Here is a 13,424-nt window from a genome sequence, read left to right as displayed (position 1 = left end):
CTTCCACGAAAGGCAGTGACACGTGTCAACAAGTGAAGCGGTCGAGGCCGGACAGCTCGTCGTCGAGACCACGGCGGGAGCCCTGCGCGGCACCGTCCGCCACGACAGCCATGCCTGGCTGGGCGTCCCGTTCGCGCAGCCGCCGGTCGGCGACCTGAAGTGGCGGGCGCCGCAGCCGGTCGAGCCGTGGGAGGGCGTGCGCGAGGCCACGGCGTACGGCCCGGCCGCCGTGCAGCTCTCGCGCTTCGACCCGACGGCGCCCCCGTACGGCCGGGACAGCGAGGACTGCCTCTACCTCAACGTCTTCGCCCCGGCCGCCCCGGCGTCGGCGCCCCGCCCGGTCCTGGTCTGGATACACGGCGGCGGCTTCGTCTTCGGCACCGGCGCGGACTACGACGGCTCGGTCCTCGCGGAGCGCGGCGACGCGGTCGTGGTGACCCTGAACTACCGGCTCAGCTCCTGGGGCTTCCTGCACCTCGCGGGCGTCGACCCGACGGTCGCCGACTCCAACGTGGGCGTACGGGACCAGGTCGCCGCCCTCCAGTGGGTGCGGGACAACATCGCGGCCTTCGGCGGCGACCCGGCCCGCGTGACGATCGTCGGCGAGTCGGCGGGCGGCATGAGCGTCGGCACCCTGCTCGGGGTGCCCGCCGCGCGCGGCCTCTTCCACGGTGCGGTGCTGCTCAGCGGCAGTGCCGCCGAACAGCAGGACGCCGCGACCGGCACCGCCGCCGCGAAGGCCCTGCTGGCCCGGCTCGGCATCCCGGCGACGGAACCGGGCCGCATCCGGGACGTACCCGTGGCCGAACTGCGGGCGGCGACCGAGGAGTTGGCGCACACGGGCGGGCACGACGGCAAGCAGGGCATCCCGTTCGTGCCGGTCGTCGACGGCGACCTCATCCCGTACGTGCCGCTCGCCGCCGTCGCGGACGGCGCGGTGGCGGACGTACCGCTGCTGGTGGCGTACTGCCGCGACGAGATGGCCATCTTCACGTTCATGGCCGAGGACAACCCGATCACCCAGTCGTTGGAGGCGCGGATCGGGACGGAAGCCTGGGCCGAACTGCTGCGCCGTTACGAGGAGTTCGAGCCGGAGGGGGCGGCCGTCGGCGGCAACCCGCGCAAGACGCTCCTCGGCGACGCCATGTTCGCGATGCCGTCGGTGCGGGTGGCCGAGGCGCAGGTGCGGGCGGGTGGTGCGGCGTGGATGCACCGCTTCGACCACCAGCCGCCGATGGAGCCGTACAACCTGCTCGGCCCCACGCACGCGGCGGACATCCCGTGCCTGTGGAGCCGCGAGCCGTCCTTCGACCTGTGCTCGCTGAGCGGTGAACCGGCCGACGGATTCATGGACATGAGCGAGGCGGACAAGGCAGCGTCGGCGGCGCTCCAGGACGCGGTGCTCTCCTTCGTCCGGGAGGGCCGGCCGAGCCTGCCCGGTGGACCGGAGTGGCCCGCGTACGACGAGAAGTCCCGTGCGCAGATGCTGATCAAGGCGGAGCCGGAGTTGGTGCGGGATCCGACGGGGGAGCGGCGGGAGGCGTGGGAAGGGCTCGTGGGCTGAGCTGACGGGGAGTCGACTGACGGACCGGCAGTCGGGTGATTGGTAGGTAAATCAACCTCAATAGGGTTATTGGATCACGCGCTGCCGGTACCCCTCCTCCTGTTCACTGAAATCTGCACACCGGTTGGCCCGGGGTGCCGCAGGAGGGAGCCCGTTCGTGGGTCGATGTCGAAGTCTGATCGTGCTGGGGGTGACGACCGCAGCCTTCTCGGCGACGGCCGTCACCCCCGGCTTCGCCGGAGAGCGTGTCGCCGAGTGCGTCGTCAAGAAGGTGACGGGCGGCGAGTTCTCCATGTGCCCGCAGGAGAAGGTCGGCGACGAGTACGCGGCGACCATTGTCTACACCCACACCAGTAAGAAGCCGGGCCGGGCCGCGATGGTCGTCTACAACTGCGATGGCCCGGGCGGCGACCTGAAGAAGTGCGGGGCGACCCGCAACGGCGTCTTCACCGCCATGATGTACGGGATCAAGAAGGGGCAGAAGTCGACCCTGACGGTCCTCACCACGTACGACACCGCGCCGGTCTACTGGGCCCCGGAACCGCTCGCGCCGCTGGAACTGGTGGGTACGCCGTGGACGAAGTGACCGTGGTGCGCCGCGCCCCCGAGACGTCGCGCCGGAGCGGCGGCCGCCGAGCCGCCCTGGCGAGCGCCGTGTGTCTCGCGGCGGCAGTCGCGCTGGCGGGGCCCGCCCCCGCCGCGCACGCCGACCCCGAGGACCTGATCTGCGACGGGGCCTGGCACTTCGACCTGGAGGGCAAGCCGGAGCGCATCCGGCAGGAGGTCATGTCCTTCACCCTCGACAACCGCAGTGATCCCGATCATCCGCTGGACCGGACGGAGACGATCTCCCAGGGATCCGCGAAGTCGTTCAGCAACTCCTTCAGCAAGGAGTATTCGGTCGAGGCGAGTGCCTCGGCCGGTTTCGGGGCGTTCAGCGCCTCCATCAGCGCCTCGTACGGCAGCAGCTCCACGCAGGAGATGCAGGAGAGCGTGTCCATCGAAAAGGGCACCGAGTTCCCGATGAGCGTCGGCCCCGGCAAGGGCGTGGTGTAACACATCGGCTACGAGGTGGTCCGTGCCACCGGCTACTACGAGCGCCTCCAGGGCTGTGACACCAAGGGCCAGCGTTACCTGCGGATCGGTCCCATCACCGAGACCGCGCCGCTGGAGTCCAAGGCCGTGTGGACCGAGGTGCTCCCGCCCCTGAAGCCCGCCGAGAAGGCGGCGGCGAAGCGGGCGGCCGAGGCGGAGAAGAAGGCCCACGAGCAGCGGAGGACGTCATGACCGGAACACGTTCCCACCTCGCGGCGCTGGCTGCCGCCGCCGGACTGCTGGTGGGCGGCGCGGGTTCCGCCGCTGCGGACGACCCTCCGTCTCCCGCACCGCCGGGTGCGCACCTGCTGGCGGACGCGTACGAGAACAAGGCGTGCCCGCAGGGGTGGATGTGCGTCTTCGACTCGACCCAGGCACGAGGGTTCGGCTACGCGCTGCTCCCCGGGGCGCAGGTGCGTGACACGATCAACCTGAAGGCGTCCAACCACTGGACGCTGAAGGCCGAGACCATCGACTCCTTCGTCAACAACACGGCGTTGCGCTACTGCCTGTTCGACAAGGTCCAGTACCAGGGCGCCAGGGTCGTCGTGGAGCCGTTCACCTCCGGCGACAACACCGGCGGTCTGGTGCAGTCGATCCGGGTGTGCTCATGACCGGGGGACGGTGGCGTCTGCTGTGCGCTCCGGTGCTGGGGCTGCTGCTGGTGACCGGTGTGGCGATGCCCGCACACGCGGTGGCGATGGACGACGACGGAAGCTGCACGGGCGACCTGCCCAAGCTGCCCGACAAGCCGTCCTCGTCCCTTCCCAGGTACGAGTACTGCTGGGACTTCTCCAAGCCCGGCGCCGACATCAGCCGCCTCAACGACCTGGGCAAACAGGGCTGGGAAGTGGTCGCCCCCGTCGGTGCCGCCGGGATCAAGGACCTCAACTTCCTGCTGCGCCGACAGATCCCCTGATCCAGCGGCGTGACGTTACGGTGGGCCGGGCCCGATCCCCGGCCCACCGTCATGCGCACTCCCAGGAGGTCCCGGCCGATGCCCGCCCCGTACCCGATCCTCGAACCGTACGACCAGGGCCTCCTCGACGTCGGTGACGGCAACCGCGTCCACTGGGAGGTCTCCGGCAACCCCGACGGCAAGCCCGCCCTCGTCGTGCACGGCGGTCCGGGCTCGGGCAGCTCCCCGCGCAACCGGAAGCTCTTCGACCCCGACCGCTACCGCCTGATCCTCTTCGACCAGCGCGGCTGCGGCCGCAGCACCCCGCACGTCGCCGACCCCGCCACGAGCCTGGAGCACAACACCACCCACCACCTCGTCGCCGACATGGAGAAGCTCCGTGAACACCTGGGTGTGGAGCGGTGGTTGCTCTTCGGCGGCTCGTGGGGCTCGACGCTGATCCTCGCGTACGCCCAGGCCTTCCCGGAGCGCGTGAGTGAGATCGTCCTCGCGGGAGTGACGACGACGCGGCGCTCGGAGATCGCCTGGCTGTACGGGGGAGCCGGGCGCTTCTTCCCCGAGGCGCACGCCCGGTTCCGGGCGGAGATCCCGGAGGGCGAGCGGGACGACCTGGTGGCCGCCTACGCCCGGCGTGCGTCGAGCACGGACCTGGCGGTGCGGGACAAGGCCGTCGCCGACTGGTGCGCGTGGGAGGACGCGGTGCTGGGCCTGGAACCGGTGAAGCCGAGCACCGCTCCCTACGCGGGGCGGCCGGAGGCGGGCCGGATCTCGCTGGTGCGCATCGCCTCCCACTACTTCGCCCACGGGGCGTGGCTGGAGGAGGGGGAACTGGTGCGCGGGGCAGGCACGTTGGCCGGTATCCCGGGCGTTCTCCTCCAGGGCCGCCACGATCTGGGCGGGCCGCCGCACACCGCCTGGGAGCTGGCGCAGTCCTGGCCGGGTGCGGAACTGCGGATCTTCGACGACTCGGGCCACATGGGCGGAACGGGTATGGGCGAGGCGATGGCGGAGGCGCTGGAGAGGTTCGCGGGGCAGTAGAGGCCGTGTCGCGGGAATTCCCGCTGGAAACAATCCGCCGTGAATTGCCCTCTTCCTGAAATCACTTCACCCGGATGGCGCAGCGCGCCGTCCGGGTGTTGTGCTCCGGAGGCATCCGGGCGGTGAACGCACGCCCTTGCAAGCCGTTGTGGTGAGAAATTCACGCGTGGAATCCTCGAAAGGTCAACTCGTCAAGTGCAGTGACAAAACGAGGGAGTTGCCGTGTTCGCAAGAAGACGCCACAAAGGGAAACAGGGGGGTTCCGCTGCGCTGCGCCGGACCGTCCTCGCCGCCTCCGGGGCGCTGCTCCTGGTGGCCGCACTGCCGTCCAGCGCCGGGGCGGCGGGCGGACAGTTCACCTTCAGCCGCAACGACGGGTCCGTGGACGCCCTGTTCGCGCCGCCCAACGACGTGTGCCTCCCGCTGAGCGGCGGCGCGGCCCACGCGAGCAACGACACCGACGCCACGGCCTTCGTCTTCCTGGACGGGGGATGCTCCCAGCTCTCGGCGATCGTCGGAGTCGGCGGGACCTGGGACCAGTACAACCCGCCGCCGCAGCCCGCGTACAGCGTGCGGTTCGGGTCGTCGGGCTGACCGTTCCCCCACTCAAGGAGGCAAGAATGAAGCGCAAACTGTCCCTGATGTTCGCGACGCTGGCGGTCGGGGCGATGGCCGTCGCCGCTCCGGCGAGCGCGCAGATTCGCGGTGCCGACGACTGGCACCTCAATCCCGCCGGAATCTGGCAGACCGAGTACGACTGCGTGGTCGCCGGGCAGACCGGATATCTCGGTGGCGCCTGGAAGGAATTCCGGTGCGAATACGTCGGTCTGGGCTGGCGGATGTGGGTCCGCACCGAGCCGTAAACGCTCCTCGAACGGCGTGTGGCCGGTCCGGGGACGAGAAATCCCCGGACCGGCCACGGCCCGTGAGCCATGCGCCCCGGCCTACCCGTGCCACGACCTCCACAGCGCCGCGTACGCCCCGTCCGCCGCCACCAACGCGTCGTGGCTGCCGAGCTCCGCGATCCGCCCGTCCTCGACGACCGCGATCACGTCCGCGTCGTGCGCCGTGTGCAGCCGGTGCGCGATCGCGATCACCGTACGGCCCTCCAGGACCCGGGCGAGGGAGCGCTCCAAATGGCGTGCCGCACGCGGATCGAGCAGCGACGTCGCCTCGTCCAGCACCAGCGTGTGCGGGTCCGCCAGCACCAGCCGGGCCAGCGCGATCTGCTGTGCCTGCGCCGGGGTGAGGGTGAAGCCCCCGGACCCCACCTCGGTGTCCAGACCGTCCGAGAGACCCCGCGCCCAGTCGTCCGCGTCGACGGCGCCCAGCGCCGCCCACAGCTCGGCGTCCTCGGCGCCGACCCGCGCCAGCCGCAGGTTGTCCCGCAGCGAGCCCACGAAGACGTGGTGCTCCTGGTTGACCAGCGCCACGTGCGCCCGCACCCGCTCCGCCTGCATGCGGGCCAACTCCGCCCCGCCGAGGGTGAGTTCACCGGTGCGCGGTGCGTAGATGCCCGCCATCAGCCGCCCGAGCGTCGACTTCCCCGCACCCGACGGGCCGACCAGTGCGACCCGTGTCCCCGGAGCGACGTCCAGCGACACCCGGTGCAGTACGTCGACGCCCTCCCGGTAGCCGAAGTTCACCTCGTCCGAGCGCAGCCGCCGCCCGTCGGGCGTGACCGTCTCGTCCCCGGCGTCCGGCTCGATGTCGTGCACGCCCACCAGGCGGGCCAACGACACCTGGGCGACCTGGAGTTCGTCGTACCAGCGCAGGATGAGGTTGACCGGGTCCACCAGCATCTGGGCGAGCAGTGCGCCCGTCGTCAGCTGACCCACCGTCAACCACCCCTGGAGCACGAACACTCCACCGATCACGACCGATCCGCACAGGATGGTGACGTGCGTGGCGCTGACCACCGGGAAGAGGACCGTGCGCAGCCACATCGTGTAGTTTTCCCACGCCGTCCACTGCTTGATCCGCTGGTCGGAGAGCGCGATGCGTCGCTCGCCCAGCCGGTGCGCCTCGATGGTGCGGCCCGCGTCGACCGTCTCGGTGAGCATGGCCGCGACCGCCGCGTAGCCCGCCGCCTCCGAGCGGTACGCCGATGCCGCTCGCTTGAAGTACCAGCGGCACCCGATGACCAGTACCGGCAACGCCAGCAGTACCGCGAGCGCCAGCGGCGGCGCGGTCGCTGTCAGACCGGCGAGCAGCAGCACCGCCCACACCACGCCGATCGCGAGCTGCGGCACGGCCTCCCGCATCGCGTTCGCGAGCCGGTCGATGTCGGTGGTGATGCGCGACAGCAGGTCACCGGTGCCCGCCCGTTCCAGGACGCCCGGCGGCAGGCCGACCGAGCGGACCAGGAAGTCCTCGCGCAGGTCGGCGAGCATGCGCTCGCCCAGCAGCGCGCCGTTCACCCGGGTCTGCCGTACGAAGAACGCCTGGACCAGCAGTGCGGCGGCGAACAGCCCCGCCGTGCGCTCCAGGTGCAGTTCCTTTGCGCCCTCCGTCAGGCTCTCGATGATCCCGCCGAGCAGGTACGGGCCCGCCATGGAGGCGATCACCGCGAGCGTGTTGAAGCCGATCAGCGCGGCGAAGGCCTTCCGGTGCCGCCGCAGCAGCCCGGTGACGTAACCGCGCACGGTCGCCGAACTGCCCACCGGCAGCGTCGTCGCCGACTCGGGGGCGGCCGGGTCGTACGCCGGGGGAGCCACCCCGATCCTGGGGGCGCGCCCGGTCGTGGCTCCCTCGGTCGTCGTCGCGCCCTTGGCCGTGGTGGCGCTCATGCCGATTCCTCGATCTCTTCCCGTGCGTGCTTCTCGTGCCTCTCGTGTTTCTCGCGTGCGGACAGCTCGTGTATCTCCGCCCCGGCCTCGTCGTCCGTCTCGCGCGTGACGACCGCCCGGTAGCGCGGCTCGGTGTGCAGCAGCTCCCGGTGTTCGCCGACCGCCGCCACCTCCCCGTCGTGCACGAACACCACCCGTTCCGCTTGGTCGAGCAGCAGCGGGGAGGAGGCCAGGACCACGGTCGTACGACCGGACCTGAGCCGGGAGACACCCGCTGCCACCCGGGCTTCGGTGTGCGAGTCGACGGCGGACGTCGGCTCGTCCAGTACCAGTACCTCCGGGTCGGTCACCAACGACCGTGCCAGCGCGAGGCGTTGGCGCTGACCGCCCGACAGCGACCGGCCGCGTTCGGTGATCCGGGTTTCCATCGGGTCGCCGTCGCCGCTGACCGATGCCTGCGCGAGCGCCGCCAGGACGTCCGTGCACTGCGCCGCGTCGAGGGCCTCCTCGGCGGACACCTTCCCGGACGCGGGCACGTCGAGCAGCTCGCGCAGCGTGCCCGAGAGCAGCACCGGGTCCTTGTCCTGCACGAGGACACTGGCGCGCGCCGCGCTCAGCGGCAGCTCGTCCAGGGCGACCCCGCCCAGCCGCACGGAGGCGACCTTCGCGGCCTCCTCGTCGGCGCTCGCCGGATGCCCGCCGAGCCGCTCCGCGAGCCGCCCCGCCAAATCCGGGTCCCCGCACACCACGGCCGTGAAGACGCCCGAGGGGGCGAGCAGTCCGGTCACCGGGTCGTACAGGTCGCCGGTCGGCGACTGCGCGGCCTGTTGCCCGTCGCCGGGCGCGGTGCGGCGCAGGGCCAGCACCCGGGCGGCCCGCTTCGCGGACGGCTTCGAGAAGCTGTACGCCATCGCGATCTCCTCGAAGTGCCGCAGCGGGTACATCAGCAGCGTCACCGCGCTGTACACGGTGACCAGTTCGCCGACGGTCACCGTGCCCTGCCGGGCGAGCCCGGCCCCGTACCAGACGACCGCCACGAGCAGCAGGCCCGGCAGCAGCACCTGGACGGCGGCGATCAGCGCCCACATCCTGGCGCTGCGCACGGCGGCCTTCCTGACCTCCTGAGAGGCCTCGCGGTAGCGGCCGAGGAAGAGCTCCTCGCCGCCGATGCCGCGCAGCACGCGCAGGCCCGCGACCGTGTCGGACGCCAGCTCGGTGGCCCGGCCCGCCTTCTCGCGCTGCACGTCGGCGCGCGCCGTGGCCTTGGGCAGCAGCGGCAGCACGGCGAGCGCGAGCGCCGGGACCCCGACGGCGACGACCACGCCGAGCGCGGGCTGGTAGATCACCAGGCCGACGCAGACGACCACGAGGGCGAGAACGGCCGCCGCGAACCGCGACAGCGCCTCGACGAACCATCCGATCTTCTCCACGTCGCCCGTGGAGACCGCCACCACTTCGCCCGCCGCGACCCGGCGGGTCAGCGCGGCCCCCAGCTCCGCCGTCCGGCGCGCCAGCAACTGCTGCACGCGCGCGGCCGCGGTGATCCAGTTGGTGACCGCCACCCGGTGCAGCATCGTGTCACCGAGCGCGAGCGCGATCCCCATGAGCACCAGCAGCCCCGCACCCAGCGCCAGCCGCGTGCCGGACCGGTCGACGACGGCCTGCACGGCCACGCCGACCCCCAACGGCAGCCCGGCCACACCGAGCTGGTGCAGCAGCCCCCAGCCCATGGCCTTCACCTGTCCGCCGAGCTGATTGCGCCCCAGCCACAGCAGGAACCGGCCCCCGGAGCGAACGTCCGGTTCGCCGGGGTCTTGATACGGAAGATCCTTGATGTGCATGAATTCCTACGGGTCGACGCGCCGCCGGAACGGGCGGGGAGCGGATACGGGCGACGGGGACAGGGGCGATGGGGGAGCGGAGCCGGTCCGCTCCCGCAAACCGTGCAAGGTTCGCGCTTTTCGAGGGTCGCGGGCAATCGATTTATGCGCAGGCCGCCACAGAACCCGCCAAATTCCACGCACCGTCGCCGTCCGGGTCTGGCGTTCCCGTGCGTCCCGCGATTCACTCCTGTCGCATGAGACAACGAAGGATCATGTCCATGCTCAGCGGCTTCGTGCTGGCCGCCGGGGCGCTCCTGGGGGCCTCCCCGGTCGCGGCCGCCCCCGGCCCGGTCCCGCCGCCGGAGTTCGGCACCGACTGGCACGACCCGCTGACCGCCGCCCCGCCCGTGGCCAAGCCGCACACCAGGTCCTGCCAAGTGACCCTGGGCGAGGCCCAGTTCCGGGACTTCACCCCGTACAAGGGCAGTTACACCCCGCCCGGGAAGTGCGGGACCCGCTGGAGCAAGGTCGTGCTGCGCCTCGACGGCAAGGTCAAGGGCCGCCAGTACGACCGCCTCGGCTACCTCCACGTCGGCGGCGTCGAAGTCCTCCGCACGTCCACTCCGCAGCCCTCCCCGGACGGCATCACCTGGTCCGTGGAGAAGGACGTCACCCGCTACAGCGACACCTTCCGCCGTACGCAGGACGTCGAGATGCTCATCGGCAACGTCGTCAACGAGACGTACACCGGCGTCATCGACGTCAAGGCGACATTGACCTTCTACGCCGCCGAGGGCCGCACCAGGCCGGCCGCCACCCCGGACCGCGTCCTCACCCCGGACGGCACCTCCCTCGTCACCCCGCGCAACTCCCGGCGCATCCTCGCCGAGGTGTACGCCACCGGCTCCGGCGGCGGCTGCGAGGAGTACTGGTACCTCTCGGTGCCCGAAAAGGCCCCGTACTCCTGCAAGTCCGCCGACGGTCCCTACCGCGAGGTGCAGCTCAAGGTCGACGGGAAGCTGGCCGGAATCGCCGCGCCCTTCCCGACCGTGTGGACCGGCGGCTGGTCCAACCCCTTCCTCTGGTACACCGTCCCCGGCCCCCGCGCCCTGGACGTCAAGCCCCTCCAGTACGACCTCACGCCCTTCGCCGCGCTCCTCAACGACGGCCGCCCGCACAGGATCGAGGTCGGCGTCGTCGGCGTACCGGCCGGGCAGGCGGGCTGGAGCCACCCCGTGAACGTCCTGGTCTGGCAGGACCACGGCAGCCGCGTCGTCACCGGCGGCCTCACCCGCCACACCGAGGGCACGCCGGTCAACTCCACGACGTACACCCCGGGTTCGCAGCACCGGCTCGACACGCGCGGCGGACACGCACTGACCGTCGAGGGGTACGTCAACACCTCGCGCGGCCGCGTCACCACCCGCGTCGTGCGCACCCTGGAGAACACCTCCGTGCACCGCTGGACCGAGGGCGAGAGCCTCGACGCCCTCCAAGGGCAGTGGCGGGACGACGAGACGGTCACCGTCCAGGACCGGCACGGGCCCGCGCGCAGCACCGAGGCCCGACGGACGTACACCATGGACGGCACGACCACGCTCGGCGCGGGCGACCGGCTGCGCACCGTGCTCACCCTCGGCGACAAGGCCGACACCGCGACGTTCGCGGGGAAGCGGAGGACCGGTCACACCCGGCTGGACCACGAGTACAGCGGCGACGCCACGTACACCGCGAACGTGCCGCGCGACCAGCGGCACGCGGTCGCCACCACCGGCGAGCGCTACCGCCTCAGCGGTTCCGGCATCGGCTGCTACGACCGCAGCGTGAAGACCGTGCAGGGGACGCTGGTGGAGGACCGCACCCGCTGCTGAACGGCTGTTCGGTGAGCAGTGGCAGCATGGGACGCATGGCTTTCTCGCAGAGGTCCCGCACACCGGCCGCCGTCCGTACGGGTTTGTGTGCGGCGGCGGCCGGGCTGCTCCTGCTGGCGGTGGGCGGATGCGGTGGGTCCCCACCGAGGGAGAAGAGCGCGCCGCCGTCCGCCGCCCCCACCCAGGACCCCACCCGCATCCCCGGCATCGGCGACCGGCTGACCGCCAGGATCCCGGCCGGCTCGCGGCAGGTCGTCGCCGTGTACGGGAAGTCCAGGGACTCGGCGGACGCCACGGTCGTCCTGTACGACAAGGAAGGCCCGAACTGGAAGCAGCAGGGCCGCTGGCCCGCGCACAACGGCGTCAAGGGGTGGACCCCCGACCACCGCGAGGACGACAAGCGCAGCCCCTCCGGCGTGTTCACGCTGACCGACGCGGGCGGCGTCCTCCCCGACCCGGGGGCCAAGCTGCCGTACACGCGCAGCGACTCGATAGCCGCCCCGCGCTCCTGGGCGAAGACGCACTGGCACGACTTCGACTACGTCATCGCCATCGACTACAACCGCGTCAAGGGCACCCCGCCGGGCGACCCCACCCGCCCCCAGGGTCAGAAGAAGGGCGGCGGGATCTGGCTCCACATGGACCACGGCAGCGGCACCTCGGCGTGCGTGAGCGTGTCGAAGGCGGCGATGGAGACGCTGCTGCGGAGCGTGGACCCGGCCCGCAAGCCGGTGGTCGTGATGGGGGACGCGGCGTACCTGAAGAGCTGAGCGGGGCCCCGCCGGACCCCGCCCGCTCACCCCCTCACGCCTTCGGCTTCTCCGAGTCCACGCCCGGCCGCGCCTTCTTCCACTCGCCCCGGGTGAAGTCCGGGATCTGCTGCGGGGCGCCCTTGGCCCGTATCGAGAGATGACTCAGCGGAACCGGCGCCGTCCAGGTCGCGGCGTCGTACACGTCGAAGTCGGGGACGAGGCCGAGCTGCATGCACTGCATCAGCCGGAACAGCATCAGGTAGTCCATGCCGCCGTGGCCGCCGGGCGGGTTGGAGTGCTCCTTCCACAGCCAGTGGTCCCACTGCGCGTACTTCGTGAAGTCGTCCCACTGGTCGTTGGTGTTGGTGGGCTCCAGATAGATGCGCGGCGGGTAGTCCTCGAACAGGCCGAGCGTGCCGCCGAGGCTGTTGATCCTGCTGTACGGGTGCGGCGTCGACACGTCGTGTTCGAGGCGGATGACGCGGCCCTTGGCGGTCTGGACCAGGCTGATCGTGCGGTCGGACTCGATGTACGACTCCTTCCAGCTCGGGTCGCCCGGCGGCATGTGCTTCTTGCGGTACTCGGCCAGACCCAGTGCGGGGGAGCCGACGCTGACGACGCTCACCGCGCGGTCGCCCCGGTTGACGTCCATGTAGTTGCCGACCGGGCCGAAGCCGTGGTTGGGGTAGAGGTCGCCGCGCAGCCGGGTGTGCCACAGGCGGCGCCAGGGGCCCTCGTAGTAGTCGGGGTCGAACATCAGGCCGCGCAGATCGTGGTTGTAGGCGCCCGCACCGTGCAGCAGATCGCCGAACAGGCCCGCGTGCGCCATCCGCAGGACGCGCATCTCGTTGCGGCCGTAACAGCAGTTCTCCAGCTGCATGCAGTGGCGTCGGGTGCGCTCGGAGGTGTCGACCAGGTCCCAGAGCTCGTCCATCCGCATCGCGAGCGGACACTCCACACCGACGTGCTTGCCGTTCAGCATGGCGGTCTTGCACATCTCGTAGTGGAAGTCCCACGGGGTGGCGACGTACACGAAGTCGATGTCGCCGCGCTTGCAGAGGTTGCGGTAGTCGTCCTCGTTCTTGGTGTAGAGCGCGGGTGCGGGCTGCCCCGCCTTCACGACCTTCGCCGCCGCCTTCTCGGCCTTGGCGCGCACCGGGTCGCAGACGGCGACGACCCTGACATTCGGCAGGGCGAGGAACAGGTCGATCATGCCGTCGCCCCGGTTGCCGAGGCCGATCATGCCGACGCGGACGGTGGTCCGGCGCTCGAAGGGGACGTTCGCCATGGTCGTGCCGCGACGGCGGGGGGCCTCGTCCGCGACCGGTGCGGCGCTCGCGGGACCTGCCGCGCCCAGCACGCCGCCCGCGCCGAGACCGAGTCCGGCGCCGACCGCCCCGGCGGAGCGCAGCGCGGAACGGCGGGTCACGCCGTCGGGGCCGGTGTTCTCGTCAGGGGTCGGTGTCGCCGTGTCGTCGTACATCGGACCTCCGTGAAAGGGATCGGGTGTCGATCACCCTCACGGAGGGGCCGGGCGGGGCACAAGGGGCCCGTGGGTAAAGGGAGTTGGACT

The 13,424-nt window shown here is 71.4% G+C and carries 14 protein-coding genes; 11 read left to right on the top strand and 3 right to left on the bottom strand.

What is annotated here, in order from left to right; translation table 11 throughout:
• Nucleotides 1-22: 22 nt before the first annotated feature.
• The 9 genes from ACIO3O_RS22920 (at nucleotide 23) to ACIO3O_RS22880 (ending at nucleotide 5,479) form a co-directional block, all read left to right on the top strand.
• Nucleotides 23-1,564 carry a carboxylesterase/lipase family protein gene (locus tag ACIO3O_RS22920; protein ID WP_401748647.1) on the top strand — a complete coding sequence of 514 codons (1,542 nt, stop codon included), beginning with the start codon at nucleotides 23-25 and terminating at the stop codon, nucleotides 1,562-1,564.
• Between the two features lie 190 nt (nucleotides 1,565-1,754).
• Nucleotides 1,755-2,150: a hypothetical protein gene (locus ACIO3O_RS22915; protein ID WP_401748645.1), complete on the top strand. Its 396-nt coding sequence runs from the start codon at nucleotides 1,755-1,757 to the stop codon at nucleotides 2,148-2,150.
• Nucleotides 2,138-2,620, top strand: coding sequence for a hypothetical protein (locus ACIO3O_RS22910; protein WP_401748643.1), 483 nt, complete (start codon nucleotides 2,138-2,140; stop codon nucleotides 2,618-2,620). Before ACIO3O_RS22915 ends, ACIO3O_RS22910 begins: the two co-directional genes overlap by 13 nt.
• Before the next feature lie 15 nt (nucleotides 2,621-2,635).
• The gene (locus ACIO3O_RS22905) at nucleotides 2,636-2,851 is read left to right on the top strand and encodes a hypothetical protein (protein WP_401748642.1); all 216 of its coding nucleotides are present in this window, start codon (nucleotides 2,636-2,638) and stop codon (nucleotides 2,849-2,851) included.
• Nucleotides 2,848-3,273 carry a peptidase inhibitor family I36 protein gene (locus ACIO3O_RS22900; RefSeq protein WP_401748641.1) on the top strand — a complete coding sequence of 142 codons (426 nt, stop codon included), beginning with the start codon at nucleotides 2,848-2,850 and terminating at the stop codon, nucleotides 3,271-3,273. The genes ACIO3O_RS22905 and ACIO3O_RS22900 overlap by 4 nt, the downstream gene beginning before the upstream one ends.
• Nucleotides 3,270-3,578, top strand: a complete 309-nt coding sequence (locus ACIO3O_RS22895) for a hypothetical protein (RefSeq protein WP_401748640.1) — start codon at nucleotides 3,270-3,272, stop codon at nucleotides 3,576-3,578. The genes ACIO3O_RS22900 and ACIO3O_RS22895 overlap by 4 nt, the downstream gene beginning before the upstream one ends.
• A 78-nt stretch (nucleotides 3,579-3,656) precedes the next feature.
• Nucleotides 3,657-4,616: a prolyl aminopeptidase gene (gene pip, locus ACIO3O_RS22890; protein WP_401748638.1), complete on the top strand. Its 960-nt coding sequence runs from the start codon at nucleotides 3,657-3,659 to the stop codon at nucleotides 4,614-4,616.
• A gap of 222 nt (nucleotides 4,617-4,838) precedes the next feature.
• The gene (locus tag ACIO3O_RS22885) at nucleotides 4,839-5,210 is read left to right on the top strand and encodes a hypothetical protein (RefSeq protein WP_401748636.1); all 372 of its coding nucleotides are present in this window, start codon (nucleotides 4,839-4,841) and stop codon (nucleotides 5,208-5,210) included.
• Nucleotides 5,211-5,236: 26 nt separating this feature from the next.
• Nucleotides 5,237-5,479: a hypothetical protein gene (locus tag ACIO3O_RS22880; RefSeq protein ID WP_401748634.1), complete on the top strand. Its 243-nt coding sequence runs from the start codon at nucleotides 5,237-5,239 to the stop codon at nucleotides 5,477-5,479.
• An 81-nt stretch (nucleotides 5,480-5,560) separates the two neighbouring features.
• On the opposite strand, the gene ACIO3O_RS22875 is transcribed toward ACIO3O_RS22880, so the two are convergent.
• On the bottom strand, nucleotides 5,561-7,405 hold the full coding sequence (locus ACIO3O_RS22875) for an ABC transporter ATP-binding protein (protein ID WP_401748633.1): 1,845 nt from the start codon (nucleotides 7,403-7,405) through the stop codon (nucleotides 5,561-5,563).
• A complete protein-coding gene (locus tag ACIO3O_RS22870; protein ID WP_401748631.1) occupies nucleotides 7,402-9,246 on the bottom strand; it encodes an ABC transporter transmembrane domain-containing protein in 1,845 nt (614 codons plus the stop codon). Before ACIO3O_RS22870 ends, ACIO3O_RS22875 begins: the two co-directional genes overlap by 4 nt.
• 236 nt (nucleotides 9,247-9,482) lie before the next feature.
• Between ACIO3O_RS22870 and ACIO3O_RS22865 the strand changes: the two genes are divergently transcribed.
• Both ACIO3O_RS22865 and ACIO3O_RS22860 read left to right on the top strand, forming a co-directional pair.
• Nucleotides 9,483-11,099: a peptide-N4-asparagine amidase gene (locus ACIO3O_RS22865; protein ID WP_401748629.1), complete on the top strand. Its 1,617-nt coding sequence runs from the start codon at nucleotides 9,483-9,485 to the stop codon at nucleotides 11,097-11,099.
• Nucleotides 11,100-11,134: 35 nt separating this feature from the next.
• Nucleotides 11,135-11,869 (top strand): L,D-transpeptidase family protein, encoded by a 735-nt coding sequence (locus ACIO3O_RS22860; protein ID WP_401748627.1) that lies wholly within the window; start codon nucleotides 11,135-11,137, stop codon nucleotides 11,867-11,869.
• Nucleotides 11,870-11,903: 34 nt separating this feature from the next.
• On the opposite strand, the gene ACIO3O_RS22855 is transcribed toward ACIO3O_RS22860, so the two are convergent.
• Nucleotides 11,904-13,334 carry a Gfo/Idh/MocA family protein gene (locus ACIO3O_RS22855; RefSeq protein WP_401748625.1) on the bottom strand — a complete coding sequence of 477 codons (1,431 nt, stop codon included), beginning with the start codon at nucleotides 13,332-13,334 and terminating at the stop codon, nucleotides 11,904-11,906.
• Between the last annotated feature and the right edge of the window lie 90 nt (nucleotides 13,335-13,424).

The organism is Streptomyces sp. NPDC087440 (genome assembly GCF_044744005.1).
Lineage (GTDB): Bacteria > Actinomycetota > Actinomycetes > Streptomycetales > Streptomycetaceae > Streptomyces.
This window is presented reverse-complemented; position numbering and strand designations above follow the sequence as displayed.